Consider the following 26,341-nt stretch of genomic DNA (forward strand, 5'->3'; position numbering starts at 1 on the left):
GATGAAATCCGGACATCAAGGGACAGAGGCTGAACACAGCGGTGATCAACAAAAAAATAGCTGGATCACTCCATACGCGGAACAGTACCGCTGGCGATTCATCGGTGCGATTGCTCTAGGCACATGTGCGGCTCTCTGTGCGGTGATGCTACTTTTCACCTCCGGATATCTGATCTCGAAGTCTGCGCTGCGTCCTGAAAACATTTTGATGGTGTATGTTCCGATTGTGGGTGTGCGTGCCTTTGGGATCTTCCGGGCGGTGTTCCGTTATGTAGAAAGACTGGCAGGGCATGATGCTGTTTTGCGAGTGCTGGCAGATCAGCGGGTGAAGCTGTATCGCATTTTGGAGCCGCAGGCTTTATTGCTGCGTTCACGTATGCAAACCGGTGATGTGCTCGGTGCCCTTGCCGATGATGTGGAACGCCTGCAGGATATTTATCTGCGCACTGTATTCCCGGCGGTTACTGCTCTTGTGATCTATGGGGCGGCTGTCCTGGCCTTTGGTAGTGTAGATCCGATATTTGCGCTATGGGTAGCGCTTTATATGCTGTTCATCGCTCTGGTACTTCCCGCAATTTCACTGAAGATTACCTGGAGATGGCGTGTACAGCTCAAAAGAGAAAATAGTAAGTTATACACACGCCTGACCGACGGTGTGCTTGGGCTTGGTGACTGGATTGCCAGTGGCAGAGCCGCAGCTTTTGTGCAGTGGCAAGAAGAGGACGAAGAGCATGCTGATCAGATTCGGCGCAGGTTGCGGAGCTGGAGCCGCAGGCGGGACTTTATTGCCCAATGTGTCATTGGACTGATGGTTGTTTCGGTAACTCTGTGGGCAGGACAAGCGGCATCTGCTGCTCATTTGCCTGCGGTGATGATTGCAGCATTTGTGCTCGTGCTGTTCCCGCTTACAGAATCACTGCTGCCTGTTAACGATGCACTTGCTCATATACCAGATTACCGTGAATCGCTAGAGCGATTAAACAAACTGGAAGGGCCGGGGGAACAAGGTTTTCAGGAGAAAGAACATCAAGAGAAGGGACGTCAGGAGAAGCAGGACCAAGAGGCTGACCTGCATAAGGGAAGGCTGTCTGCTTCAGTTGCAAATATGTCGGATGACGGACAGAATTCTGTTCTGGCTGCAAGATCGGATGACAGAGTAGTTATAACTGACACAGTGGCTGCTACTGATGGGCGTATTCGGCTTCGAATTCCACCGAAGCTGCGTGCGGATATTACCATCGAGCAAGTAAGTTATCGATATGAAGCAGAGGCAGAGTACGCTGTTCAAGATATCTCCTTACATCTGCCGCAGGGCAAACGTTTGGCCATTCTCGGGCGCAGCGGTGGTGGCAAATCAACACTGTTGAAGCTCATCCAGGGTGCACTGTCTCCCTCTTCTGGTAAGGTTTTAATCAATGATCTGCCTGTGAAGATGCTTGGCGAGAGTGTAACCGAAGTGGTGGCGGTGCTCAATCAGAGCCCACATCTGTTCGATACTACAGTTGCGGGCAATCTGCGGATTGGTCGTCCGGATGCGACAGATGAAGAGATTCGGCAGGTAGCTGCCCAGGTAGGTTTGGCGGATCTGATCGAGTCTTTGCCGCAGGGGTATAACACCCCGATGCTGGAGACGGGACTGCGTTTCTCGGGTGGAGAGCGTCAGCGGATTGCGCTGGCTCGGGTGCTGCTACGGAAGACACCTGTTGTTATTTTTGATGAACCGACCGTAGGGTTAGACCCTGTGACAGAACGCGAATTGATGCGCACCATGCTGGACAGCCTGCAAGGCAAAACCTTAATCTGGGTCACCCACCACCTGATTGGTGCGGAGAAGATGGACGAGATTGTGTTTGTGGAAAATGGAAACATCGTCATGCAGGGTTCTCACGAACAGCTGCTGGCTCGGGAAGAGCGATATCGCCGGCTCCTTGAACTGGATCGGCCCGGATGGTTAGATCGGCATCGCAAGACTCCGCTGGCCCCTGTCGCTTCCAAATAGTTCACGGCTTGGGGATAACTTGACCATACAAGAGTGAACTCGGTGCTCCCACAACTCCTGACGATGATCGGCGGCAGTGGTAGAGTACGAAGCTATAGGCAAAAAGACGAAGTGGGCACAGCCCTGCTTCGTCTTTTTGGTGTCCGCCGATAGTCCGCCGATAGTCCGCCGATAGTCCGCCGATAGTCCGCCGATAGTCCGCCGATAGTCCGCCGATAGTCCGCCGATAGTCCGCCGATAGTCCGCCGATAGTCCGTGCTTGCCCATGTAATTCTTATCATGTACTGACTGTCATGCGCTATACGTATAAGTACTGCCTGATGATAATGGACAGGGCACTTACTTTCCTTAAAATATGAAAGTGTCGTTGTGCCTTCCCCCTCCACGGTCAGTTGCACATCGTCACCTTGGTGACAATTCGGCTAACGATCCCAGATGACGCTATTTGGCGCATTTTAACACATTTCCAATTCTAACGATCAGGAGGAACGCTATTTATCGATTTTTGCCCGAAAATCGCAGCTGAAAAGCCGTTTTGCTTCAAATAGCGTCGCTGGTGATCGTTAGAATTTTTACCGATGTAAAATTAGGCAAATAAGGCTTCTGGTGATCGTTAGAGCAGGAGGATGTGGGAAGAGAGTTAGAGTTCCTACCTGTTACTTAGCTCAACACTTACTTAGTGCAAAGAATGATGTTCCTAAGCCCTAGCGCTCTCAAATTACAATGTTACTCAACTTGAATAACGCTAAACCTAGCCCCGCGCCCAGCCCTCTTTATAACGCCACATTTACTGATATGCCAGCAGAGTGCCGCAGGAGCCGCGAAGTACCAGTTCCGGCTCTACTTTAATGCAGCGATTATCCATTTGTTTGTTCATCAGGTCAAACAGGATCATCGCGGCAAGACGTCCGATTTTATCTGTATCCTGCTTAACGGTTGTGAGCGGCGGATCGCTGTAACGGCAGGCTTCAATGTCATCACATCCCGCAACGGCGATATCCTCGGGAACGCGGAGTCCAGCTTCCTTGAAGGCTCGTACTGCTCCAAATGCGAGCAAGTCCGTAGCGGCAAATACAGCTCGTGGCAAAACGTCCGCTTTTAATAGCTGCTTGGCTGCCTCATACCCGTCGGTTGCAGCATAATCTTTGCTGTATACCACCCATTCCGGTTTCTCTTCAAGACTAAACTGCTTTAGGGATTGTTTAAATGCTTTTTCCCGCTGCTGCATCACGAGGGAGGCGCGCTGGAGTCCGATAAATCCGAGATCCCGGTAACCATTCATATAGAACTGCTCCACCACTTTGGTCGAGATTTTCTCGTTATCCGACATGATGTAACAGGAGTTCTGTCCCGTCAATTCGATATCTATCCCGATACACGGAATGGTGCTGGCATCGAGGTCGAATACGCTGCTCTCCACCTCATCCCCCGCAATAATAATGCAACCATCCACTTGAAAATATTTGGAACGTGCCAGGTAATCCTCACCCTGATCAAGGAACTTCTCATTCGAAAAGAAAAGCAAATCATATCCTAAAAGGCCGATTTGTTTCTTAAAGGCGTTAATGACCTCTACAAAGAAAGGGTGACTGAAATCCACGTTCAGCTTCCCTGCAAACACAACACCCACCAGGTTGGATTTTTTGGTCGCCAGCGTTTTGGCTGAAGATGAGGGGCGATAACCTGTTTCCTCCATAATCTTAAGCACACGTTGGCGCGTCTCCTCGCCAATGTCAGGGTAGTTGTTAATAATTTTGGACACCGTTGCAACAGACACGCCGGCCAAACGAGCTATCGTTTTGATATTCATATACATCCCTCAAGTTCTAAACTAGTTTCGTAGATTGTGGCTGTGTCTTTTTATGCTTTCTTGCCAACATTCTATGTCACAACACCTAGAGAGTCAATAACAGAAAGGGTGATTATCGAGGTGATTATGATATGTATGGATGTTTTTCAATGTTTTCTCACTTATTTAACGAAAATATTAAGCAGTTTTAGTAGAATTAGCTCATCTTTCAGATAATTCAGGCTCAATTTAACTAGATTTACTGGAAGAGTAGATGTGAAAAATCATAGTGCACCGAATAGGTGTTTCGTAAAATGGAGTTCGTATTCGTTTTGAAAATGCTTATAAACCCCAGATGTGGTGCGGTTTCCGCCTAATAATTTGTAAAAATTCAAATAAACTATTTACAAAATTATCAGGTGAAGTCATAATGAGGGTGTAATTAACGAAACTGATTTCGTAAATTCGTTAAATTAATCTTGAATGGCTGGGGGAAAGTGATATGAAGAGAAAGATTTTATCTATTACACTTGTAACCGCTTTAATGTTTGTGCTTGCAGCTTGCGGTAACGGTTCTACCGATTCGGATGGGAAAGCGTCTACCGATGGAAGCAAAAAGGTGACATTAAAGATTATTCACTGGCAACAAGAAAATATCAACAATTACATCAAAGAATTCAATACAAAATTTGAAGCGAAATATCCAGACGTGAAGGTTGAGTACACTACAGTTCCGGCAGATGCAACGTACGATCAGTTGATGCAAACGCGGATGAACGCTGGAAATACTGGCGATGTGGATATCATCCCGCTCAAGTCCAGCTTTGTTGGTGCTCCGCAAGACTGGTCCAAAGGCGCGGCTGATCCGATGTGGAAGCAGTGGATCGATGCAGGGCTGATCAGTGATCTGTCCGGTCAGGCTTTTATCAAAAATTACAACGAAGTTGACGTGCAAAATGCGATGACGTACAACGACAAAGTGTACGGTGTCAACATGGGTAAAGTGGCATTTACAGGTCTGTTCTACAATAAAGACCTCTTTGCCAAATACAATCTGCAAGTGCCCACCACGTGGGATGAACTGCAAAACGTCATCAAAGTCTTCAAAGATAACGGTGTAGAAGCACTTGGCTTCGCAGGTAAAGATGTTTGGCCAATCGGTCTTGCGGTGCAAGGACTTCAAGCCTCCATTCATGACGACCAACTTAGCTATATCAAAGGTCTGTGGACAGGACAATCCAAGCTGACTGATCCAGTGCAGATCGAAGTATTGCAGAAAGCTCAAACGTTAATGAACAGTGCCATGCCTGGGTTCATGGGGATTGACTATGGAACACTGCCAAGTCTGTTTGCCACAGGTAAGGTGGCGATGATTGCTGACGGTACGTGGGATGCAACGACGATTCAGGCGGCTAACCCGGATCTGAAATTTGGTTATTTCCCGATTCCGGGAAGCAACGATGCAGCGAAGAACAAAGACTTGGCTGGTAAATACGATATGACCTGGATGGTTGTAGATAAATCACCGAACAAGGATTATGCGCTGAAGTGGCTTGAAATGCTGTCGGAGAAAGGGAACTATACGGATTTTGTCAATGCAGCCGGATTCCTTCCAACGCAGCCTGATGTGGAGATCAAGAGTGAATTTATCAAAGACATTCAGCCATACCTGGAAAACTTCAAGCTTTCCTGGGATCAGCTGTTCATTAATCGTCAGAACGTAGGACAGTATATCGCAGAGTCCAGTGTTCACGCTGAGATGCTCAAACCAGCCGGCCCAATTGCTACACCGGAGGAACTGGCAAGCAAATCACAAGCCGATTGGGATGCAGCAGCTCCGAAATAAACGAATGATTGGATTTGTGCACTACAGGTTCATCCGAGTTATTGATCTAAGCTTCCTAGGCTAGTATAGTAACCACCGGAATAGCGCTTGGGGATAGAGCCTTCAGGCCAAACCATACAAGCAGTTATTCCGGTTTTTTTGGTTTTACCCGATGAAAGGTGTGAGGATGATGTATCCGTTTGGAAAAGGGAAGGCACGGCTGATTCCTTATCTGTATTTGAGCATTCCGCTGCTGCTTTATGTCGTATTTGGCTTTGGTCCATCACTCGTGACCGTACTATTTTCGTTTACGGATGCGACAGGTGTGCGGGGACAGGAATGGAGCTTTATCGGTTTCGAAAATTATAAAACCTTCTTTGGTGCATCCAATGCAGGAGATCGTCTGGACGCGATTGGGCGATCCTTATATTTTGCGTTTGCTGTAGTCATTATTCAAAACGCAGTGGGTCTGTTCATGGCCATTCTGATTAACAAAAAGCTTCGAGGTGACAAGCTGTATCGTGCGGTATTCTTTTTGCCCGTCGTGCTTGGTGTAACGGTGTCCGGGTTGATCTGGCAGCTCGTAGCGAATCCGCTTGGTGGGCCGGCACAGTCACTTCTGAATTTCTTTGGCACCAGCTCGAACTTTTTCGGGGATTATAACATTGCCTTCGAGCTAATTATTTTCGTGCAAATCTGGATGTACATGGGGTACTCCATGACGATCTTCCTTGCGGGGCTGCAGACGATTCCGAGTGATCTGTACGAGGCGGCTTACATGGATGGTGCATCGGGATGGAAAGCTTTTACCAACATTACGTTCCCGATGATTGCTCCTTCTTTTACCGTGAATATGCTGTTGTCCATCATCGGTGCTTTGCAAACCTTTGACATTATCTACGTCCTCACTGGAGGTAAATTTAATACAACAACACTGGCGTTTGACGTTTATGCAACAGCGTTTGGCAGTGGCTCCGCCGATTATGGTCTGGCTTCTGCGGTAGCGATGATTCAGTTCCTGTTTGTGTTTACGATCTCAATGATCGCTTTGTTCTATCTTCGCAAAAGAGAGGTGGAAGTATAATGAAGCAGAGCAGAACGTCAAGAACGATCAGTTACATCATTGTGATGCTGATGCTTGCGTTATACGTCTTCCCTCTGTTCTACCTGTTTAATGTCTCGATGAAAACACAGACGGAGTATTTGCTGAATCCCGTAGCACTTACGGAAGGCATTCGGCTGGAGAACTTCGCTGAAGCGTGGACAAAGGGCAGCTTCTCGCAATATATGTGGAACAGTGTTCTTTACACGGGTATGTCCACGCTGCTAACCTTAATTTTGTCTATATTTGCAGCATTTCCGCTTGCTCGCAGATACGTGAAGTTCAGCACGCTGATCTACATTTTCTTTTTGATCTCGATGTATTTGCCGAATCCGTTGATTCCTCAGTTCTCTTTGATCAATCAACTCGGTTTGTATAATACCCAAACGGGTTACATTTTGCTGAAAACGACGGGCACAGGCATAGCGTTCCTGATGTTTGTCGGTTATATCAAATCGGTATCCCGCGAGCTGGATGAGGCGGCTGCCATGGATGGATGCGGGTACACCCGTTATTTGTTCACCATCCTGGTTCCGTTAATGAAGCCAATCCTCGCAACAGGTATTATTCTTACGGCCATCGGGGTATGGAATGATATTATTGGGCCAACGATTTATTTGTCTGATCCGAATTATCAGCCGGTGACCAAAGGTTTGTTTACCTTCTATGGGCAGTATATGAATAACTGGCCGCTACTGGCGTGTGGTATTCTGATTGTGACATTACCACTGGTTGTGCTGTACGTTGCGTTGCAGCGTTTCATCGTGGGTGGTGCGATGGCTGGTGCGGTTAAATCATAGGTTTTGTGGATTTAGAAAAAAACGGCTGATGTCGATGTGTTGATTGATGTCGATGTAACGAGATATCGAATACGAAAAGAAAGCCGCCCTCATTGACGTGAAGGTGGCTTCTTGTATTTCTATTGAATTATTCATTTGCGCCGCTTGCATCAGATAATGAAGCGATGTTTTTTTACATATCCACTAATAACAAAATAATGGAGGACAGACACAGACAGGTGCTGACCAGATAGAGCACAGCAACGACCTGTTTGTGGTTCAAACCGGCACGTAGCAAGCGATAGTGGGCTTGGCTCGCATCGGCTTGGTAGATCGCTTTGCCTTGCAGGAAACGTTTGATCACGACAAAAATATTATCGAAAATCGGTACGCCCAGCGCCAGAATCGGAATGAAAATGGACAGCATCGTCGCTTGTTTGAATGCACCGTCAAGTGCGATAACCGCCAAAATAAATCCAAGGAACGTAGCGCCGGCATCACCCATAAATACTTTGGCTGGAGCCTTGTTGTATTTTAGATAACCGAGTGTTACCCCGACCAATGTGATGGACATGAGCGCAGAATCGCTCTGGCCCTTCGTAATCGCTACAATAAACAGCGTGATTGCTGATATCGCAGATAAACCGCCAGCCAGTCCATCCATACCGTCCGAGAAGTTGATCACCGTTGTTACCCCGAAAATCCACAGGATCGTCAGGATGAATTGCAGCCAGATGGGCAACAACACATATTCCGCATTGAACGGATTCACAAAGCCGGTAAACGCAATGCCGGACGCAAAGACGAGCACCGCAGCCGAGACTTGAATAATCATTTTAGGTAGTGCGGGAAAATCCTTACCTTTGGTTTTGTACCAGTCATCAATCGTACCAATCGTCAGAAGAAGCATACCACCTGCAACCAGCGCAGCGGTTTCCCAAGTCAGTTCCTTCGTCAGAGCAATGTATGTCAGGAAAAATCCAGCAAATATCGCGTAACTAGCGGTCAGTGGTATCGGTTGCCTGTGCAGCTTGCGCTCCACATCTTCCCGGGGCTTGTCCACAAAATCCAACTTATGCGCCAGTCGGCCCAGCGGCGGAATCAGCAGCACCACGACAGCAAAAGACAATATGAAAGCCAGTATGTATATCATAAACTCGCTTGGTTCACTCCCATCATCCCATTTCCTCTTATTATACGAGTTTAACCCGAAATCTGTCGATGTCAGTATTGTAACCTGGAGCTTCGATGGTCATGCGCGTCAGATGTAATGTGTCAGGCAAAGTTTGGACATTCCTTTAAGGCAGATAGGGGCCAAAGTAATCAAGTACGTTTTCAGCATGATATCCATCATCGCCTTGCCAGGTTGCAGCAAAAACAAAGTCACCTGAACCACCTTTAGGTTTCCTTGGTGTATCCCCGGGAACCAGTATGCCTGCGGCTGCCCAGATTTCGAGCAGGGCATCCCGTTCATGTTTGCTGGAGGGCAGGCAATCTTTCCACTTTTTCTCCAGAGAGCGTGCGCTGTCTTTTGGATCTCCGGTCTGTGCGGTTTCCAGCAGCCTGGCAAGGATCGTTTGGTCTTCCTCAGTCACTTCGTACGGGTGAATATGATTTCTCTCAGTGCTGGTGCTATTACCGTTGTAAGCTTGAAGCAGTAATTCCAGATCCATCAGGCAGTAGAGCAGCCACCCGTGACGCACACCGCCCCATTTCATCCGTTCAAAATTCAGTACATTCAAATCCGCGTTAACATATTGCTCGTCCGGTTGTAAACGAAGAAAGTTGCAATCCCCGCAGGAGCTTGTATTTGCATGTAAAGCCGGGCGTTCCTCGAACGTATGCAGAGGCATGTTTCGTGTCAATGCCCAGCTGGATAATGCGCTTCGCAGATAAACTTTTTTGGTGGATAGACTATGGAGGAATGCTGTGATGACTCGCTCTTTGAGCGAAGGTTCTTGATGAATGTTATGCAGGCGTTGTACGATCTCATCATGCGTGATGGTAAGTGGGTCGAACATGACGCCCTTGCTTTTGGCAAATTCGAAGTCATCACCCGAAAAAGGGTCGCGGGGTGATTTCCAGCCGCCACCTCCCCAGAATGTGTTCATTAGAATTTTGACTGCTTTTTTATCCATTAGAAGGAGCCTCCTGTCCTGATTCTATTTATTCAATCGAGTGAGAGAAGCTGTGGCTGTATCTGTTCTATAAAGTGTAGTAACTGGGTGTGTACCTTAAATAGTTGTGTTCAGGATCATGGCAACAAGGCCGGGGAATCGCTCGTTAAGTTCATCCTTTCTAAGCGAATAAAAGTGGTGTTTGCCTTCGATGCGAGGCTGAATAATGCCTGCTTCACGCAGCATTTTAATATGGTGGGACAACGTTGATTTGGAGATATGGTCGACTTCAAAAGCCGAGCAGTTTTTCTCACCCGAGCTGGCTAGGCAGTGTGCAATCTTCATGCGTATCGGGTCACCGAGTGCATTGCAAACCGTGGTCAGACTCATCTCCGAAGCTGTAGGTATCGTTAAAGTTCTCATGAAATAGACGTTAGCATATTCGGCAACTTCTTTCAATGTTTGAAAAATTTCGAATTATATCTTGCGATTCGGCGTTGAAGTATGGTAAGGTTCTTTTTGTATCAAATTGTTCGAAATTATTCGAATTGATAAGAAGATATACTGTTCGAGATGTTTTGAAATGAAATGTTTAAGACAGCATGAACTACAGGAGGGCAATCGATAATGAATACAGCAACAGGAACCCACAACAGTACCGGTGCTATAAATACAGCAGTGAACATTACGATGTTAAATAACTATTTCCGATTATTTGATGCTTCACGCACAGACAAACGGGCTATGCAGGACTTGTTATCCCTGTTTACGCCAGATGCCGAGATTGTGTTGAATGGCAACAGTCACACAGGGTTTGAGGGATTTATGAAGGCTTTCTACGAATACAACCAAGACATTAAACATATGTGGGATGCATGGGTGCTTCAGCCTGACGGCAGTTACCAAACGAACTGGGCCGTGTGCGGACAAGCAGCCGATGGATCGGTGTATGCGAAGGCGGGTAAGGATATTGCACGTGTGAATGATGAGGGACAGATTGTGTATCTGGAAAACGTGCAAGCAGACGAGAACGCATTTAGCAAATATAATTCGTAAGAGTAAACATGCCTAAGCATTAAGGTCACTCATAAGAGTGAATTTAATCTGTAAATGTTATAAGTTCGTGAGAGCTAAAGTTACGTAAGAGTTATAAGTATGCGAGAGCGATAAGTACGTAAGTGTAACATCATTTAGGTAGTAATCATTTCTGACTTATTGTAAGTTGAGTTATTTGGTGAACTCCACAGTGTAAGGCTGTGGGGTTTATTTAGGTTTAGGCGAGGGATGTGAGGATGCAGAAGAGGCAGAGGAGGCGAGGGAGGAAGAGGCGAAGCCGTCCAGAGCTTCCTAATGTCTAACGATCACCAGCGACGCTATTTACCCCAAATAGCTATTTTTAGGCCACTTTTAGCCTGAAAATTCGGAAATAAGGTGTCTGGTGATCGTTAGATTTCAAACCCCCGCCAAAACCATCCAATAAGCTTCCTGGTGATCGTTAGCTTCCTGCATCTGTACCAATTGGTATCTTCGTTAGTATCTTGTACCTGCACCATCTCGATAATGGAGATCACTAGTCTTCGCTCTCTTACTCCTGCATCATTCGATTCTGGAATGCCGCGATATCTGCGTATTCCTCTTCGAATTTGCGTGAGATGCGAATAAAAATAGGCAGCAGTTCACGGTATACACGTACACTGTCCGGGTGTGGCTGATGGCGGTGTGTTGATCCAATCATGCCAGAGACGGCACTCAGGGAATCAATGCGGCCTGTAGCATACAGCCCAAGCACGGCGGCGCCGAGACAGGAACTTTCGATGCTTTCGGGGATAATGACATCCTGATCAAAAATATCAGCCATCATCTGTCGCCACAGCTCGGAGCGGGCGAAACCGCCGGTGGCCTGAATCTTTTTCGGACGGCCAATCTTCTCTTCAATCGCCAGCATGACCGTATACAGGTTAAACAGTACACCTTCCAGCGCAGCACGAATCATATGCTCTTTTTTGTGATGCAGCGTCAGGCCGAAAAATGAGCCGCGTGCATTCGCGTTCCAGAGTGGTGCGCGTTCTCCGGTCATGTAAGGGTGGAATAATAGTCCCTCGGAACCTGGCGGTACATTTTCAGCGACACGTGTCAGGACTTCATATGGATCAATACCAAGCCGTTTCGCCGTTTCCACCTCAGAAGCCGCAAATTCATCCCGAATCCAACGAAAAATCACCCCGCCGTTGTTCACCGGGCCGCCAATCACCCATTGATCTTCCGTAAGTGCATAACAGAAGAAACGCCCTTTCGGATCGGTTACCGGTTGGTCCACGACAGTACGGATGGCACCGCTAGTGCCGATGGTCACGGCAACAACCCCGGGATCAATGGCATTCACGCCCAGATTCGAGAGTACACCATCACTTGCTCCAATCACAAAAGGAGTTGTCTCCGCAATGCCCATCGCTTTGGCATACTCGGGGTTAAGCCCCTCTTTTAATACATGAGTTGTAGGTACAAGGCTGGACAGATGCTCCGGCGTAATGCCGGCTACATGCAGTGCTTCCGAATCCCACTCCAGCTTTTCGAGATTCATGAGTCCGGTGGCGGAGGCCATTGAATGATCGATGACAAACTCAGAGAACAATTTATAAAAAACATATTCTTTCATGGAGATCAATTTATGTGTCTGTCTGAATAAGTCCGGTTCTTCCCGGGTGAGCCACATGATTTTAGTTATTGGAGACATCGGATGAATGGGTGTACCCGTTCGCAGATAAATTTCATGCCCGTTCATCTCTGATTTGAGTACTTCCGTCCACTCGGCACTGCGATTGTCCGCCCAGGTCATCGCTCGCATTAACGGTTTACCTTGTGTGTCTACAGGCAGAACGCTGTGCATAGCCGAACTGAACGAAACCAATAGAATGTCGTCTGGCTTTACCCCGGCTTTGGAAGTAGCTTGCTGTACGGATGTAATGACTGCTTGGAAAATGTCCTCCGCATCCTGCTCCGCAATCGCGGGTGTTGGTGTGTGCAGCGGATAATCTGCACTACCTTGTGCCAGGATGTTGCCGTCCTGCTTGAACAACACAGCCTTGGTGGAAGTTGTGCCGATATCTACGCCAATCATATAAGGTGAAGCCGCCATGATGATCCTCCCTCTCTCACTTGAACATATATGTTGGATAAATGAAGCATACACAAATATTCATCCAAGCCTAAGCCTATTTAACGTCTGGTATCTCATCTATAGAATAAGAATATCAGACTTGAGAGAAGGATCAAAATGGCTTCACGTGCAGCCTTTGCTCCCCTTACCCTCCCTTACCTCAGTTAGTCCTTCACCGCTCCTGCGGCAATATCCGAGATGAACTGGCGGCTGATGAACAGGAACATGATGATGAGCGGGAGAACGGCGAGCAGTGTACCTGCAATGACCATCGCATAGTCCGTATTATAGAGTCCGTTTAATTGAGATAATGCAATCTGAAGCGTGTATTTGCGTGCATCGGTCAGTACAATTAACGGCCAGAGGTAGTCGTTCCACACCCCGATAAACGTGAACGCGCCGAGAAAGGCAAACGCAGGTCGCAGAATCGGCAAAGCTACGTTCCAGTATAAGCGAAAGAAATTACATCCGTCGATCCGTCCTGCATCCAGCAGATCGTTCGGGATGGATTCCGTTGCGTACTGACGGATCCAGAAAATGCCGAAGGCATTGACCATGCCCGGGATAATGAGGGCTTTGAAGGAACCCACCCATCCGAACGTAGCCATCAGCACGAAGGAAGGCACCAGCGACAGCTGGGAAGGCACCATCATGGTGGCGAGCAGCAGGACGAAGAGCCATTTTTTGCCCGGAAACTCAAACTTCGCAAACGCAAATCCCGCCAGTGAATCAAAGAACAACACCAGCAGGGTCACGACACCTGATACAAATAAGGTATTCAGGAAGGCTCCCCAGAAATCAATCTGCTGCAAGACCCGTGTAATATTGTTCCACAGTTCACCGCCGAACCAGAGCTGGGGTGGAAACTTGTAGATATCGGACGTTGTTCGTGTTGACATAACCATTAGCCAGTAGAACGGGAACATGGATATAAACATGCCACCGATCAGGCCGGTATACAGCACCAGCGACTTGAGATGTTTGGACGCCATGAGCGCTCCCCCTTGTCACATCAGGATGATTTACCTTGAACTAACTTCCAGTTCACAATCGAGAACAGAGCGATGATCAGGAACATACCCCAGCCAACGGCAGCGCCGTAACCAAAATAATTGTTGATAAAGGATTCACGGTACAAGTACAGCACAATCGTCATTCCCGCTGCTCCGGCCCCACCATCATTCCCTACCAGCACCTGCGGTTCAGTGAACAGTTGCATACCACCAATCGTAGATGTGATCACTGTGAACAGGATGACCGGGCGCAACATCGGAATCGTAATACGGAAGAAGGATTGCACGGCAGATGCCCCGTCGATTTTGGCTGCTTCATACAACGTTTGCGGGATGCTTTGAAGTCCGGCCAGATAAATAATGGCGTTATATCCCGTCCAGCGCCAGACAACCATGGAGGAAATGGCGATTTTAATACCCCATGGTGCATTCAGCCATTCGACCACCGGAAGACCGACCGACTGCAGCAGGTAGTTAAGGAAACCGTAATTGTTCGCAAACAGTGCGCCGAAGATGATCGCTACAGCCACGATGGATGTGACGTTGGGCAGAAAGTAACCGACCCGGAACAAGGTGCGGAACTTGATGAAAGGCGCATGTAGCAGAAACGCAATAATGAGGGCGAAAAAAAGCATTGGAATGGTCGAATAGATCCAGATCATAAACGTGTTGCCTACCGCTTGCCAGAATTCAGCATCGGTGAGCATATATTTGAAATTGTTCAAGCCGTTATACGTCATCACACCGATACCATCCCACTTATGGAAGGCCAGATACAGCGAGAAGGCAATCGGGAACAGTCCAAACACGGCGAACAGAATGTAAAAAGGCGAGATGGCAACATAGAGCGCGCGATGCTCCCATATGCGGGCCCAGAGTGATTTTTGGCGATCCAGATCGGGCTGGAACGGACCGGACTCAGGGGACGTGCGAGGTTCGGTGACAGCCATAACAACTCCTCCTTTACGGATAACGAATCCACATCAAACGAGACCCAGTGAGGCTAAAAAATCAAGAGATATCAGCCTGAAATTAGATGTCTGCCTTAACGTTGTAACTCCCGCTCGACACGGTGCACCGTATCCGACCAGACTTGCTGTGGATCAGCGTTCTGTTTGGCAACATCGTTCAGCCGCCGGGTGATGATATTGTGTACCGACGGGTATCGTTCGCCAAAAAAAGCATCCGGCACATGTTGTGCCGATTCGGCAAATACCGGGCCTGTTGCTTGCCCGCCGAAGAAAGGTTCCTTCTCTTTCATGGCTGGTTTATCAAACACACCTGGAGCTGACGGGAACAGATTGAGCGTCTGATACTGCTCCAACTGGTTCTCTGGACTTTGCAGCCAGCGAATCAATTCAAAGGCTTCTTTCGGATGTTTACTCGATTTTAAAATAGAGAGAAAAGAGCCGCCGTTATTGCCGTCTCCCCCAGGAGCGCGAGTAACACGCCATTTGCCTGAAGTATCCGGCGCCGCCTCCTGAAGCACCTGCTTCATCCAGACTGCACCAACAAAGGAGGCAATCTCACTGTTATTCATCGCTGCATTCCAGGTGGGCGTCCAGCCGTCAGCGTTAGCAAGCAGCCCTTTTTCTTTGAAAGCAACGGCCATATCCCAGCTTTTGTGTACAGCAGGTGAGTCCATGCCGATAAACGAACCATCTGGGCGGAAGTATCGTTCCGAAGCCTGGGAAAGCACTTTGTTGTAAACGCTTCCAATATTATCGGTCAGAAAAACCTTACCGCCGAACTTGGCCTTGATCTGCTCTCCGGCAGCAGCGTAAGCATCCCAGTTATCGATCTGACGTGCGACCTGCTCCGGCTCGGAGGGTAAACCCGCCTCTTTGAAAAGGTCTGCACGATAGAAAAGGGCTGTCGGCCCCGTGTCCATCGGGAATCCGATCATCTGTCCATTTGGCGTTACACCCTGCTTCCATTTCCATGGCAGATACTGATCTTCGACCTCGCCTGCACCAAGGTCATACAGATTATAGAATCGATCTTCACTTGGGAATAACTCCATGATCCAGTCGTTAAGGGCAACGATGTCTGGCTCACCTGAACGTGCAGCGAGGGTTGTTTTGAGCTTGGCTTTGAAATCCCCGCCGATCTTCTGGGCAGTCAGTTCAATATTCGGGAACTTCTCTTTGGCTCTGGCAATGAGTTTGTCGTCAATGGATCGGTTCCAATACCACAGTGTAAGCGTTACCTTTTTGTTGGATGCTGAATCATCCTGTCCCGGCCAGATGGAGCATCCGCTGATTAGCAGGACACAGACCATGGTGATGGCTATCCAACAGCTTCTTCTACGGCGGTTCATATGCTAACCCCCTCATCATTAGGTTTGACGCAAGAAGTATCAAGGACTAAAGCTGAGCTTCATGGACTACACCAATAGTGTATGAGTAGTTTCTAAACTCATACCCAATATTCCTCCAATGAAACACGTGGTTTGTGTCCATTGCGTAACATAAAATAGGTAGTTACTTTAAAAATAAAAGTTACTTGACACAATAATGTTTTTATTTTAAACTAACTTACATTAAGTAACTAATTATAGTGAGGAATATATAGATACGTAATATTTTGCTGTACACTTGTGTCTATGGTTGCTGTATTGCTTGAACAAGTGATCCAAAATCAACGCGACTGCGAATGCATGATATTATGACAATTTTAGATGAAGATGCTTAACAGGAGGAACAAACGATGATCAATTCACATATTATTCAACTGCTTGCCCCTAAAATTCAGACTTTTCCGAGTGGAAAAGAATTCGTGCATTTGGTGGGGCCAATTAAATTGCCTGTCAACCTGGATGGGGAAACCAGAACATTTCAGTGGTATAGCTGGCTGAAGACGGACAAAGCGATGGACAGCGGCGAGCTGATTGCCTCTCTTGCAGATGCTGAACTGGCAGAGCGCCAGCAATCCAGCGTACTGGTGTATGGCGATTTTGCTGAAGCGCAGGATGCCCTGATTCGGATGCACAGCATCTGTCACACGGGTGATATTTTCGGCAGCAAACGCTGTGACTGCGGTTTCCAGCTAGAGCAGTCCATGAAGATGATTGCAGCACATGGCGCAGGTGCACTGTTCTATCTTGCCAACCATGAAGGACGGGGCATTGGCTTGTTCAGCAAAGCAATGGCTTACATTTTGCAGGAAGAAGGTCTGGACACAGTAGATGCGAACTTGCAGCTCGGGTTCACGGATGATGCCCGTAATTATGACGATGCTATCGCCGTATTGCGTGCACTTCGCTCGGCTCCGGTTACGTTGATTACGAATAATCCGCGCAAGCTGGCTGCTTTGCAAGAAGCAGGGCTCGATGTGGGTGGGCGTGTTCCACTGTGGGGAGATCGTTCGGCATACAATGAGAAGTATCTGCAAACCAAAGTGAACCGTTCAGGTCACTTGGCAGAAGTCGATGGCTGGGGAGATGCGGAGGCAGAGGCGCGTATTCCACACGCACAGGCTTGATGCAGCGTTCGCAGTTTAGATTGGAGATTTAAGCGAGTAGTGCACATCAGTATGTGACACTGTACTGCGTAGAATCGATGGGCTGTTACGATGCTTTTCGTATAGAAAAGTGTTGTAACAGTCTTTTTTTTTGCCTAAATCCGGTGCTTCCCCAAATAGCTTGCTGTTAATGTGTGACGGATTATACAATATAGGCATCTGATGAACGTAGGAGGAACGATGGTGGCATTTGAGGGACAACGTATTTTGCCGGCTGCGAAGAGCATGAAGCAGTTTGAAGCGATTATCGAAGGCCCTTATACCTACGGGGTCATGCTGGAAACGCATATCGCACAGCTGCAGAGCATGATGGAGCAAGCTAGGCGGTATGGGAAGAAGATTTTGCTGCATGCGGATCTGGTGCAGGGGCTGAAGAATGATGAGTACGCCGCAGAGTATCTGTGTCAGCATATTCGTCCGGCAGGACTGATCTCCACCCGGGCGAGCGTCATTCAAAAAGCGAAACAAAAAGGTATCACGGCGATTCAGCGGGTGTTTCTGCTCGATACCCATGCTTTGGAGAAAAGTTATCAGCTGGTCACCAAAACAAAGCCTGACTACATCGAGGTATTGCCTGGTGTCATCCCGCATATTATTGCGGAGGTGTCTGAACGTACCGGCATTCCCATCATAGCAGGCGGACTGATCCGCACACCTGAAGAGGTAGAGCTTGCGCTTGGGGTGGGAGCGGCGGCCGTGACGACGTCGAATGATGATTTGATCAAACATTTTAAGAAATCGCTTACACAATAACGACACTGGAGGCATACGGTATGGAAAAATTTATTTTGGCTCTGGATCAGGGAACAACAAGTTCCCGAGCAATTCTCTTTAACCATAGCGGAGAGATTGTGCACATGGCACAGCAGGAGTTCCCTCAGTATTTTCCCAAACCGGGCTGGGTGGAGCAAAATGCCAACGAAATCTGGAGTTCCATTCTGGCTGTTATGGCATCATGTCTGGCGGAGAGTGGCATCAAGCCTGCACAGATTGCAGGTATTGGCATCACGAATCAACGGGAAACCGTGGTGGTTTGGGACAAACAAACCGGCAGACCGATCTATAATGCGGTGGTGTGGCAGTCCAGACAGACGGCATCCATCTGTGATGAGTTGAAAACGCAAGGGCTTGACGACCTGTTTCATCAGAAAACAGGTCTGCTGATCAATCCATACTTTTCGGGAACCAAAGTAAAATGGATTCTGGATCATGTCTCGGGTGCCCATGAGCGGGCAGAAAAAGGGGAGCTGCTGTTTGGCACCATCGACAGCTGGCTGATCTGGAAACTGAGTGGCGGCACACATGTTACGGACGTATCCAATGCTTCTCGTACCCTGATGTATAACATCTATGAGCTGCAGTGGGATGAAGAGTTGCTGGATATCCTGGATATTCCTAAGGCGATGCTGCCTGAAGTGCGAGGTTCTTCCGAGGTATATGCGCACACAACAGATTATCACTTCTTCGGTCACCGGGTTCCGATTGCGGGAGCGGCAGGGGATCAGCAGGCGGCCCTGTTTGGTCAAAGATGTTATACAAAAGGCAGTATGAAAAATACATACGGTACCGGATGTTTCATGCTCATGAACACGGGGGAGGAGCCGGTACATTCGGATCACGGGCTGATTACGACGATTGCCTGGGGTATGGATGGAAAGGTTCAATATGCACTGGAAGGCAGCATTTTCGTGGCGGGTTCAGCCGTGCAGTGGCTGCGAGATGGCCTTCGCATGTTGCGGTCGTCCAAAGACAGTGAGGACTATGCGAAGCGGGTGGCTTCAACGGATGGGGTGTACATGGTACCTGCTTTCGTTGGACTCGGAAGTCCGTATTGGGATAGCGAGGTGAAGGGGGCAGTATTTGGCCTTACTCGCGGCACCACGAAGGAGCATTTTATCCGCGCCACACTGGAGGCACTAGCTTACCAGACCAAGGATGTACTGGAGGCCATGGTAACTGACTCGGGATACCCTGTACATGCTTTGCGTGTTGACGGCGGTGCGGCGGCGAATGATTTTCTGATGCAGTTCCAGAGTGATATTCTGGGCATTCCGGTGGAGCGTCCATCCGTGAACGAAACGACTGCGCTTGGGGCAGCTTATCTGGCAGGCCTGGCCGTCGGGTTCTGGTCTAACACAGATGAATTGAACCGGCATGATCATACAGAGCGAATCTTTGCATCAGTAATGGCTGAGGATGAGCGGGGACAATTGTATTCCGGCTGGCAGCGAGCAATCAAAGCAGCGATGGCATTTAAATAAAATGACAGAAGACTTCCTTTTTCTTGTACATGGTCATTTGTACTTTTTCGTTAAACATATGTTATAAATGATATTTACTGGTGGAAAATGATACATTATTTACAGGGATTATATTCCTGTATCGGCTAAACCGGTTGTCCACAATAAGGAAAATTGGAGAGTTAGTGGTTTGCTTTGAAATTCCATCCTCTTATAAATAAAGTTTTTAAAATTTTTTTGAATAATGTGTCAAAACAGGCCTTCACGCCGCCGAAAATCTGTGATAGGATTAGGTTACAAGTTAAAAATGATGTCTGGAGATCGGGAGGGACCACGTGCGTTCAGCAATTGCTGAACGAATGACGTGGTCCTTTTTTTGTTGTTTTTTAGAGAAAAATAAAGGAAATAATAGGGGGTTCTGACATGACAGCATCGTTCTCGGCAGCACAGCGAACCGAAGTTATGCAGCAGATGTCGAATGCACATTTTGACATATTGGTCATTGGTGGTGGTATTACAGGGGCGGGAATTGCACTGGATGCGGCATCTCGTGGATTGAAGACGGCACTTGTGGACATGCAGGATTTCGCAGCAGGCACATCGAGCCGTTCAACTAAACTGGTGCATGGCGGTTTGCGTTACTTGAAGCAGTTTGAAGTGAAGATGGTAGCCGAGGTTGGACGGGAGCGGGCGGTTGTTTACGAAAATGGGCCACATGTAACGACACCGGAGCCGATGTTATTACCCATATACACGGATGGTACATTTGGCAAGTTCAGTACGTCTTTTGGACTCATGGTGTACGACCGGCTTGCCGGGGTAAAGCGCAGTGAACGGCGACAGATGTTGAATGCCAGTGACACATCTGCGAGTGAACCTTTGCTGCGGAAGCAGGGGATGCTGGGCGGCGGGCGTTATGTGGAGTACCGTACGGACGATGCGAGACTTACAATTGAAGTGATGAAGGAGGCGGTACGTCGCGGGGTACTGGCGGTTAACTATGTGAAAGCTACCGCTTTCCAGAAGGAGAATGGAACGATTACGGGCATCCATGCGGTGGATCAACTGAACGGAAATAGCTACACGCTTAGGGCCAAAAAAGTAATCAATGCTTCAGGTCCATGGGTGGATACCCTGCGTGAAGTGGATGGCTCACGCCAAGGCAAAACGCTGCAGATGACCAAAGGCATTCATCTGGTATTCGACAGCGCACGTTTTCCGCTGCGGCAAGCCGTATATTTTGACACGCCAGATGGACGCATGGTCTTTGCTGTGCCGCGGGATGGCAAAACCTATGTGGGCACAACGGATACGGTATACCGAGACGACCCGGCTCAACCGTTAATTACGGAGGAAGACCGCGATTATGTCATTGATGCGGTGAACGGCATGTTCCCGGATGTTCAGATTCGTGCACAGGATGTGGAGTCTGGCTGGGCAGGCGTGCGTCCACTGATCCATGAGGAGGGCAAAGGCCCTTCGGAGATTTCGCGTAAGGATGAAGTCTGGGTATCGGATTCGGGCCTGATTACGATTGCCGGGGGGAAACTGACGGGGTACCGCAAAATGGCGGAGATGGTCGTGGATCTGGTCGCACGTCAGATGCAGAAGGAGTTCGGGTACACCCCGGGTCCGTGTGTAACCAAAAAGATGCCAATCTCCGGGGGAGACGTTGGTGGTTCGGCTGGATTCGTATCCTATACCGAACGAAAGATCAAAGATGGCGTTGCATTAGGGTTAAATCGGCAGGCAGCGGAGCGCCTGGCCCGTACGTATGGTTCCAACGTGGATGCATTGTATGAGCGCATGCCTGATCCGCGAGCCAAAGCCGAGCTTCACGGCATGCCACAGGAGCTTTTGTTAATGCTTCGTTATGCGATGGAGGAAGAGATGGCGGCGACGCCAGCCGACTTCTGGGTACGCCGAACGGGGGACTTATTTTTCCGCATCGATGAGGTACGACGTTACAAATCAGCAGTCAGCATCTACATGGCAGAACAACTTGGCTGGTCAGAGCAGAAGACGGCGGATTACGCGAAAGAGCTGGATCAACTGTTGCTGGAAGCATCCGGAAAGAGCTAAGGTGGCAGGAATTCGCGAGTCTGGGTCGAATGGAACATGTAAGCGCGTAACAGAGAGGGGATTACATCCATGACATTACAGATCGGAATCATAGGAACAGGTTGGTTCAGTAAGGTACACGCAGATATTCTTACACGCATGGAAGATGTCCGTGTCGCAAGTGTATGTGGAACAACAATCGAAAAGGCAGAAGCAATGGCCTCTGTATATGATGCTACAGGTTATGATAATCTTGAACATATGCTGGACAGTAATAAGCTGGATGCCGTATACATCTGTGTGCCTCCCATGTCCCACGGATTCATTGAGTTAGAGTTGATTAAACGGGGCATTCCGTTCCTGGTGGAAAAACCATTGAGTACCGGAATGGACGAACCGCTCCGTATACTGGAACAGATTCAGCAGTCCTCCTTGTTAACCTCTGTAGGATATCATTTCCGTTATCAGGGTGCTGCACAGGTCATGAAACAAGCGATGCAGGAACAGAAAGTGGGCATGGCTCTGGGACGCTGGATGGGTGGCATGCCTGGAGTTAGCTGGTGGCGTCGTCAAGATGGATCTGGAGGCCAGTTCGTGGAGCAGACGACCCATATCGTAGATTTACTCCGTTTCTGTGCAGGCGAAGTGACAGAGGTCTATGCCGTAGCTGCCCAGCGCAGCATGCATGAAAAGCATGAGCATGTGACGGTTGATGATGTAGCGAACGTGACGTTAAAGCTGGAAAGTGGTGCGATTGCAAGCATTGCGAATACGTGCTTATTGCCTGATGGTGAGGGTGGAGCCGGGCTGCAATTTTATACCGATGCCGGTGTATGGGACTGGACACCCGAGCGCCTTCTGTTGCCAAGTGCGGCTTCACATTCGATGGCCGGGCTTGAGGTTTCAGCGGGACAGAACCCGTATGAACGTGAGAATGAAGCTTTTATTCATGCGCTTCGTACGGGCGATCGCTCCCGTATTTTGTCCGATTACGCAGATGCATGCCGTACACAGCGGATCACAACCGCTGCACTGGAATCTGTAGATTCGGGTCTGCCTGTAAAGCTTTAGTTTCATCGTGCCTCATACGTTAAAAGTTGTGTCTACTGTATTGAATTGAGAAGCTATATCTTAAAATATTGTCCAAGCTTCAACAGAAAGTTACAGTTCAAAAAACGCCTGCACCAGAACCATGTTCTCTGTGGTTCCGGTGCAGGCGTTTTTATGATGTTTGAACTACTTCACTTGCTGTTGTTCTTTTAACCAGTCCGAAGACCAGCTGTAAATTTGATTAATGACAGGTTCAATCGCTCTACCTTTAGGGGTAAGCTCATATTCCACACGGGGAGGTATCTCGGGATACATATGCCGGGTGACGATGCCTTCCGTCTCCATCTCTTTCAGCCGCTCCGATAACAGCCGCCCGCTAATGGCCATCTCGGCCTCCAGTTCTGTAAATCGTTTTGGACCAGACAACAGCTGATACATGATCAGCAGTACCCACTTTTTCCCGATGATATCCATTGCTTGTGTAATTAGACAACGACTTGGGGCTTTTACTTTTCTCAGCTTCAACGTGTTTCACCTCGATTCATGAAAAATGTGCAATACAAACCTATATAAAAGGACAAAACGTTCTGCCGCTCTAAAAAATACAAACACCTTCATGTGAAGGAGGTTACTACAAAATATACTGTAACATACCTTTTGTATGTATTATACATCATTTTACGGAAAATTACTTGATGAAATTATCTTGTTATTATATACTAACTTTATAAAAGTAAGTTTATGAATAATAATACGTATAGTACATGTACATATTATACTGCGGATCATTTATGCACATGTGATCAGAGTAGTTGTTAAACCTCAGTAATTCAATAACACTAAGATGAATAGGAGATGAAAGATATGAAAATGGTGTTGGGATATATTTTTTTGGTTGTGCTGGCGGGTGTATTCGTCATGACAGGATATACGAAAATTACGGGAGCAGAGATGATGATTGAGACCTTTGATAGTTTCTCTTATCCTACATGGACCATGTACTTGATCGGTGCGTTGGAACTGCTTAGTGCAGTAGGGTTGCTCATTCCGCGTACACGTATTCTGGCTTCCGGGATACTGACTTTCATTCTGATTGGAGCTGTAGGCAGCCATCTAATCTATGCGCAATATGCGGCTGTACCGCTCCCCGCTATATTGCTTGTGGCAAATATCGTAGTATTGCTGGTGAGTTTGCATAGACTGGAAGAAGAGGAAAGCAACATGGATATGGTGCAGGCATAAGAGAGAACATAAGTCCTTATTCAGCAGAGTGAGCGTATATCGGAGGATGTATACAGTCAACTGCATGGCTGCTATTACATCCTCAGCATACGTTAGATACTTCGTTGACCGCGCTTAACAATTCGTTGTGTGTATTTGGTATCGGATTGTTCAACCCAAGCGGCACATACTTGACGCACCCAATCCGGGTTTGTTTTACCTGCATCGTTCAGCCAGTTGCTAACCGAATCCTGTACATAAGGGTGTGCGTCCGATTTCACGGCGGATATTAAGGTAAGAGCAATTGCCGGATTATCCTTTAACGGCTGGATATGTTTGGCCCATACTCCGCGAGGCCGAGTGGATTCAATGGCAAAACGCCGGATCATCGGATCAGGGTCAGTACTCCAGGGGGTTAAACATTGGATTGCTGCGGATAGATCTGCACGAATAGAATCCCGCACGGCCATCCATGCAATTTCCCTTACACCAAAGTGAGAATCCTTCGCAAACCCTCGAATCTGCCTCAGCTTTTCTGTTATATCAAGATCAGGATTCAGTCCTATAATATAAGCTGCCCAGCAGCGAACACTGTCTGAACGGTGCTCTGCAAGGAATGTGAAAAGATGTGTTTTTTCCTCCACAGGTATCCTCTCCATATATTCCAACCATTGCCTTCCAATCGCTGGAATGACTTTCATAATACGCTGTTGATCTTTTGGTTCCAATCTTGAGGCGACATCTTGGGCGGAGACTGGTATGTCACGTTCACAGGTGATCTGCTCCAATAGAACAAGATGATCCACAGCCAGCCATTCTGTCAAATTTACGGATTCAATTGTTCCACTTTGCAGCAGGTGACGGATGTGTTCTGGAATTTCGACAGCTTTACGTGCACCTTTACGCGAAAGAATATCTTCAGAGATGATGAAGTCGGAGTTTGTCTCCATGGTGTGTCCTCCTTACTTGCCTAAACTTAATAGGCATACCATACAATAGAACAGGCGTGCAGGGATGTAAGGAAACTTACAAGTTATGTACAAGTTTTACTGCGGAGAAGTCATTTTGCGATAGGTCTTGATTTCATTTGGATGAAGGGCCGCAGATTTGAATGCGGTACGTATGCGGCCGGTTTGCGAGAGTTCTTTCATAGCTGCTGTTACCGATTCTCTGGAAGCACCAGCCATCCAAGCAATCTCCTGATGTGTAATTGTACACTGGATAAGGCAATATCCCTCCTTTTCAGTCCAACCGACCTGCTCGGCCAGCCGACATAAATTATGCATGATTTTGTCATGCAAATTTCCCAGTGCCAGTGTCTGTGTAAGCTCACTCATTCGTTTGATTCGTACACTCAGCACGTTCATCATCCTCATCATAAATGCTGGATGATCGATCAAAAACTGCTCAAATCGGCTTCTATCCATTAAGCAGATGTCACATATATCTATCGTTTCAACATATAAATCGCGTGTGCCAAGAGAAATACCATTCAACTCTCCAAAAACGTTACCTTCACTCAAAATATCTACCGTAAACTGCTTTCCTTCAGGGCTTAATGTGTATATGCGAACCTTCCCCCGCTTGATAAAATAAAAACCTTCCTTAAATGTATCGGGTGTTTGAATTGTGATTTGTCTAGGGAACGATGTAATGGACGTCATGCTATCCATTTCAACGAGATCCGCTTCTTCCAAGGAGGACATGAGGTCGAATTGAGATAAATACAGAATTTTATCCAAGGTCTTTTCTCCTTTCCATTATTACTGTGTACAAAAAAAGAAGAACCCAATGAAATCAGCGGGTTCTTTGGCAGCTTACCTCTCTGAAATGAAAGGAGCCTTCTATTTATAATCACATGCCATTCTAATTTATAATAGCTTTTTTAATTGAGAGACACGTCCTTGGCTAATGCCAAGCTTCTCCGCAATTTGCTGTTGGGCCAGGCCTGGCTGCTGTTCAATAATTTCTTTCATCTGTTGCAGCATGCGCGCCGTCTTCGGCCGCAGGTCGGGGTAGTCCTTACTCGCAGCAGCATCTCCTTCTTCCGATGAGGAAGCTGAGGTAACCGCGGGTTTAGCAGCAGGACGTTCTTTGGGTGCAGAAGCCTGTTTGTTCTCAGGTACGAACCAGTTGGGAGTGTCATCTGGGTGTTTTAATTGAATCGCACAAGTCCGGCAGATAAATTGCTCTTTGAAATACATTTCCGTATCCACGTCACCGCAAAAAATACACAATGTTGATTTGTACTTTCTTAAAATCAACTCTTTCCCTTCAATGAAAAATTCAAGCGGATCGCCGATATGGATTTCCATTGTATCCCGCATTTCTTTAGGAAGCACAATTCGTCCGAGACGGTCCAGAGATCTCTTCATTCCGGTTCTTTTCATCGCATCTCCCCCGCAATATTAACATTAAACTCTGTCCTTATTGTAAGGAAGAAAGGGCTTTAATACAACAATAATA

Annotated in this window: 23 protein-coding genes; 11 read left to right on the top strand and 12 right to left on the bottom strand. The window is 47.7% G+C overall.

Annotated features, from left to right (window positions below):
- Position 1 precedes the first annotated feature (1 nt).
- Positions 2 to 1,999 carry an amino acid ABC transporter ATP-binding/permease protein gene (locus tag ACR8BL_RS18510; RefSeq protein WP_434748970.1) on the top strand — a complete coding sequence of 666 codons (1,998 nt, stop codon included), beginning with the start codon at positions 2 to 4 and terminating at the stop codon, positions 1,997 to 1,999.
- Between the two features lie 787 nt (positions 2,000 to 2,786).
- Here ACR8BL_RS18510 and ACR8BL_RS18515 read toward each other — a convergent pair.
- Positions 2,787 to 3,809 carry a LacI family DNA-binding transcriptional regulator gene (locus ACR8BL_RS18515; protein WP_434748971.1) on the bottom strand — a complete coding sequence of 341 codons (1,023 nt, stop codon included), beginning with the start codon at positions 3,807 to 3,809 and terminating at the stop codon, positions 2,787 to 2,789.
- 481 nt (positions 3,810 to 4,290) lie between these two features.
- Here ACR8BL_RS18515 and ACR8BL_RS18520 point away from each other — a divergent pair, with 481 nt between their 5' ends.
- The 3 genes from ACR8BL_RS18520 to ACR8BL_RS18530 all read left to right on the top strand — a co-directional run bounded on the left by ACR8BL_RS18520 (position 4,291) and on the right by ACR8BL_RS18530 (position 7,515).
- A complete protein-coding gene (locus tag ACR8BL_RS18520) occupies positions 4,291 to 5,634 on the top strand; it encodes an ABC transporter substrate-binding protein (protein WP_434748972.1) in 1,344 nt (447 codons plus the stop codon).
- A 169-nt stretch (positions 5,635 to 5,803) separates the two neighbouring features.
- Positions 5,804 to 6,697 (top strand): carbohydrate ABC transporter permease, encoded by an 894-nt coding sequence (locus tag ACR8BL_RS18525; RefSeq protein ID WP_434753168.1) that lies wholly within the window; start codon positions 5,804 to 5,806, stop codon positions 6,695 to 6,697.
- Positions 6,697 to 7,515, top strand: a complete 819-nt coding sequence (locus tag ACR8BL_RS18530) for a carbohydrate ABC transporter permease (RefSeq protein ID WP_342553270.1) — start codon at positions 6,697 to 6,699, stop codon at positions 7,513 to 7,515. Before ACR8BL_RS18525 ends, ACR8BL_RS18530 begins: the two co-directional genes overlap by 1 nt.
- Positions 7,516 to 7,687: 172 nt before the next feature.
- On the opposite strand, the gene ACR8BL_RS18535 is transcribed toward ACR8BL_RS18530, so the two are convergent.
- From ACR8BL_RS18535 to ACR8BL_RS18545, 3 genes are all read right to left on the bottom strand, one after another.
- Complete coding sequence (locus tag ACR8BL_RS18535; protein ID WP_434748973.1) at positions 7,688 to 8,647, bottom strand: MraY family glycosyltransferase; 960 nt, start codon at positions 8,645 to 8,647, stop codon at positions 7,688 to 7,690.
- 145 nt (positions 8,648 to 8,792) lie between these two features.
- Positions 8,793 to 9,632 carry a hypothetical protein gene (locus ACR8BL_RS18540; protein WP_434748974.1) on the bottom strand — a complete coding sequence of 280 codons (840 nt, stop codon included), beginning with the start codon at positions 9,630 to 9,632 and terminating at the stop codon, positions 8,793 to 8,795.
- Between the two features lie 96 nt (positions 9,633 to 9,728).
- Positions 9,729 to 10,034: an ArsR/SmtB family transcription factor gene (locus tag ACR8BL_RS18545; protein ID WP_434748975.1), complete on the bottom strand. Its 306-nt coding sequence runs from the start codon at positions 10,032 to 10,034 to the stop codon at positions 9,729 to 9,731.
- A 204-nt stretch (positions 10,035 to 10,238) separates the two neighbouring features.
- Between ACR8BL_RS18545 and ACR8BL_RS18550 the strand changes: the two genes are divergently transcribed.
- Positions 10,239 to 10,667 carry a nuclear transport factor 2 family protein gene (locus tag ACR8BL_RS18550; RefSeq protein WP_434748976.1) on the top strand — a complete coding sequence of 143 codons (429 nt, stop codon included), beginning with the start codon at positions 10,239 to 10,241 and terminating at the stop codon, positions 10,665 to 10,667.
- 529 nt (positions 10,668 to 11,196) lie between these two features.
- Here the strand turns inward: ACR8BL_RS18550 and gntK are convergent.
- The 4 genes from gntK to ACR8BL_RS18570 all read right to left on the bottom strand — a co-directional run bounded on the left by gntK (position 11,197) and on the right by ACR8BL_RS18570 (position 16,101).
- Positions 11,197 to 12,747, bottom strand: coding sequence for a gluconokinase (gene gntK, locus ACR8BL_RS18555; protein ID WP_434748977.1), 1,551 nt, complete (start codon positions 12,745 to 12,747; stop codon positions 11,197 to 11,199).
- Between the two features lie 185 nt (positions 12,748 to 12,932).
- The gene (locus ACR8BL_RS18560; RefSeq protein WP_434748978.1) at positions 12,933 to 13,760 is read right to left on the bottom strand and encodes a carbohydrate ABC transporter permease; all 828 of its coding nucleotides are present in this window, start codon (positions 13,758 to 13,760) and stop codon (positions 12,933 to 12,935) included.
- A gap of 20 nt (positions 13,761 to 13,780) precedes the next feature.
- Positions 13,781 to 14,731, bottom strand: coding sequence for a carbohydrate ABC transporter permease (locus tag ACR8BL_RS18565; protein ID WP_434748979.1), 951 nt, complete (start codon positions 14,729 to 14,731; stop codon positions 13,781 to 13,783).
- 95 nt (positions 14,732 to 14,826) lie between these two features.
- Positions 14,827 to 16,101 (bottom strand): ABC transporter substrate-binding protein, encoded by a 1,275-nt coding sequence (locus ACR8BL_RS18570; protein WP_434748980.1) that lies wholly within the window; start codon positions 16,099 to 16,101, stop codon positions 14,827 to 14,829.
- A gap of 389 nt (positions 16,102 to 16,490) precedes the next feature.
- On the opposite strand from ACR8BL_RS18570, the gene ACR8BL_RS18575 reads away from it, so the two are divergent.
- The 5 genes from ACR8BL_RS18575 to ACR8BL_RS18595 all read left to right on the top strand — a co-directional run bounded on the left by ACR8BL_RS18575 (position 16,491) and on the right by ACR8BL_RS18595 (position 22,675).
- Positions 16,491 to 17,264 carry a GTP cyclohydrolase II gene (locus ACR8BL_RS18575; protein ID WP_434748981.1) on the top strand — a complete coding sequence of 258 codons (774 nt, stop codon included), beginning with the start codon at positions 16,491 to 16,493 and terminating at the stop codon, positions 17,262 to 17,264.
- Between the two features lie 222 nt (positions 17,265 to 17,486).
- Complete coding sequence (locus ACR8BL_RS18580; RefSeq protein WP_434753169.1) at positions 17,487 to 18,056, top strand: glycerol-3-phosphate responsive antiterminator; 570 nt, start codon at positions 17,487 to 17,489, stop codon at positions 18,054 to 18,056.
- 20 nt (positions 18,057 to 18,076) lie between these two features.
- Positions 18,077 to 19,564: a glycerol kinase GlpK gene (gene glpK / locus ACR8BL_RS18585; protein ID WP_434748982.1), complete on the top strand. Its 1,488-nt coding sequence runs from the start codon at positions 18,077 to 18,079 to the stop codon at positions 19,562 to 19,564.
- A gap of 402 nt (positions 19,565 to 19,966) precedes the next feature.
- Positions 19,967 to 21,625 (top strand): glycerol-3-phosphate dehydrogenase/oxidase, encoded by a 1,659-nt coding sequence (locus ACR8BL_RS18590; protein ID WP_434748983.1) that lies wholly within the window; start codon positions 19,967 to 19,969, stop codon positions 21,623 to 21,625.
- 69 nt (positions 21,626 to 21,694) lie between these two features.
- Complete coding sequence (locus ACR8BL_RS18595; RefSeq protein WP_434748984.1) at positions 21,695 to 22,675, top strand: Gfo/Idh/MocA family protein; 981 nt, start codon at positions 21,695 to 21,697, stop codon at positions 22,673 to 22,675.
- 165 nt (positions 22,676 to 22,840) lie between these two features.
- On the opposite strand, the gene ACR8BL_RS18600 is transcribed toward ACR8BL_RS18595, so the two are convergent.
- Positions 22,841 to 23,128: a winged helix-turn-helix transcriptional regulator gene (locus ACR8BL_RS18600; RefSeq protein ID WP_434753170.1), complete on the bottom strand. Its 288-nt coding sequence runs from the start codon at positions 23,126 to 23,128 to the stop codon at positions 22,841 to 22,843.
- 390 nt (positions 23,129 to 23,518) lie between these two features.
- On the opposite strand from ACR8BL_RS18600, the gene ACR8BL_RS18605 reads away from it, so the two are divergent.
- A complete protein-coding gene (locus tag ACR8BL_RS18605) occupies positions 23,519 to 23,896 on the top strand; it encodes a DoxX family protein (RefSeq protein WP_434748985.1) in 378 nt (125 codons plus the stop codon).
- Between the two features lie 92 nt (positions 23,897 to 23,988).
- Here ACR8BL_RS18605 and ACR8BL_RS18610 read toward each other — a convergent pair whose 3' ends face one another.
- From ACR8BL_RS18610 to ACR8BL_RS18620, 3 genes are all read right to left on the bottom strand, one after another.
- On the bottom strand, positions 23,989 to 24,825 hold the full coding sequence (locus ACR8BL_RS18610) for a DNA alkylation repair protein (RefSeq protein WP_434748986.1): 837 nt from the start codon (positions 24,823 to 24,825) through the stop codon (positions 23,989 to 23,991).
- 96 nt (positions 24,826 to 24,921) lie between these two features.
- Positions 24,922 to 25,617: a Crp/Fnr family transcriptional regulator gene (locus tag ACR8BL_RS18615; protein ID WP_434748987.1), complete on the bottom strand. Its 696-nt coding sequence runs from the start codon at positions 25,615 to 25,617 to the stop codon at positions 24,922 to 24,924.
- A gap of 129 nt (positions 25,618 to 25,746) precedes the next feature.
- Positions 25,747 to 26,265, bottom strand: coding sequence for an AbrB/MazE/SpoVT family DNA-binding domain-containing protein (locus ACR8BL_RS18620; protein ID WP_434748988.1), 519 nt, complete (start codon positions 26,263 to 26,265; stop codon positions 25,747 to 25,749).
- Positions 26,266 to 26,341 lie beyond the last annotated feature (76 nt).

The organism is Paenibacillus amylolyticus, assembly GCF_051136285.1.
Lineage (GTDB): Bacteria > Bacillota > Bacilli > Paenibacillales > Paenibacillaceae > Paenibacillus > Paenibacillus amylolyticus_F.

Excerpts from the sequence above, each read along its gene's own strand:
- ACR8BL_RS18600 (WP_434753170.1), bottom strand. The coding sequence starts at position 23,128 with ATGGATATCATCGGGAAAAAGTGGGTACTGCTGATCATGTATCAGCTG.
- gntK (WP_434748977.1), bottom strand. The coding sequence starts at position 12,747 with ATGGCGGCTTCACCTTATATGATTGGCGTAGATATCGGCACAACTTCC.
- ACR8BL_RS18560 (WP_434748978.1), bottom strand. The coding sequence starts at position 13,760 with ATGGCGTCCAAACATCTCAAGTCGCTGGTGCTGTATACCGGCCTGATC.
- ACR8BL_RS18525 (WP_434753168.1), top strand. The coding sequence starts at position 5,804 with ATGTATCCGTTTGGAAAAGGGAAGGCACGGCTGATTCCTTATCTGTAT.
- ACR8BL_RS18590 (WP_434748983.1), top strand. The coding sequence starts at position 19,967 with ATGACAGCATCGTTCTCGGCAGCACAGCGAACCGAAGTTATGCAGCAG.
- ACR8BL_RS18540 (WP_434748974.1), bottom strand. The coding sequence starts at position 9,632 with ATGGATAAAAAAGCAGTCAAAATTCTAATGAACACATTCTGGGGAGGT.
- ACR8BL_RS18520 (WP_434748972.1), top strand. The coding sequence starts at position 4,291 with ATGAAGAGAAAGATTTTATCTATTACACTTGTAACCGCTTTAATGTTT.
- ACR8BL_RS18535 (WP_434748973.1), bottom strand. The coding sequence starts at position 8,647 with ATGATATACATACTGGCTTTCATATTGTCTTTTGCTGTCGTGGTGCTG.
- ACR8BL_RS18510 (WP_434748970.1), top strand. The coding sequence starts at position 2 with ATGAAATCCGGACATCAAGGGACAGAGGCTGAACACAGCGGTGATCAA.
- ACR8BL_RS18565 (WP_434748979.1), bottom strand. The coding sequence starts at position 14,731 with ATGGCTGTCACCGAACCTCGCACGTCCCCTGAGTCCGGTCCGTTCCAG.
- ACR8BL_RS18545 (WP_434748975.1), bottom strand. The coding sequence starts at position 10,034 with ATGAGAACTTTAACGATACCTACAGCTTCGGAGATGAGTCTGACCACG.
- ACR8BL_RS18620 (WP_434748988.1), bottom strand. The coding sequence starts at position 26,265 with ATGAAAAGAACCGGAATGAAGAGATCTCTGGACCGTCTCGGACGAATT.
- ACR8BL_RS18570 (WP_434748980.1), bottom strand. The coding sequence starts at position 16,101 with ATGAACCGCCGTAGAAGAAGCTGTTGGATAGCCATCACCATGGTCTGT.
- ACR8BL_RS18550 (WP_434748976.1), top strand. The coding sequence starts at position 10,239 with ATGAATACAGCAACAGGAACCCACAACAGTACCGGTGCTATAAATACA.
- ACR8BL_RS18605 (WP_434748985.1), top strand. The coding sequence starts at position 23,519 with ATGAAAATGGTGTTGGGATATATTTTTTTGGTTGTGCTGGCGGGTGTA.
- ACR8BL_RS18515 (WP_434748971.1), bottom strand. The coding sequence starts at position 3,809 with ATGAATATCAAAACGATAGCTCGTTTGGCCGGCGTGTCTGTTGCAACG.
- ACR8BL_RS18610 (WP_434748986.1), bottom strand. The coding sequence starts at position 24,825 with ATGGAGACAAACTCCGACTTCATCATCTCTGAAGATATTCTTTCGCGT.
- ACR8BL_RS18595 (WP_434748984.1), top strand. The coding sequence starts at position 21,695 with ATGACATTACAGATCGGAATCATAGGAACAGGTTGGTTCAGTAAGGTA.
- ACR8BL_RS18575 (WP_434748981.1), top strand. The coding sequence starts at position 16,491 with ATGATCAATTCACATATTATTCAACTGCTTGCCCCTAAAATTCAGACT.
- ACR8BL_RS18530 (WP_342553270.1), top strand. The coding sequence starts at position 6,697 with ATGAAGCAGAGCAGAACGTCAAGAACGATCAGTTACATCATTGTGATG.
- glpK (WP_434748982.1), top strand. The coding sequence starts at position 18,077 with ATGGAAAAATTTATTTTGGCTCTGGATCAGGGAACAACAAGTTCCCGA.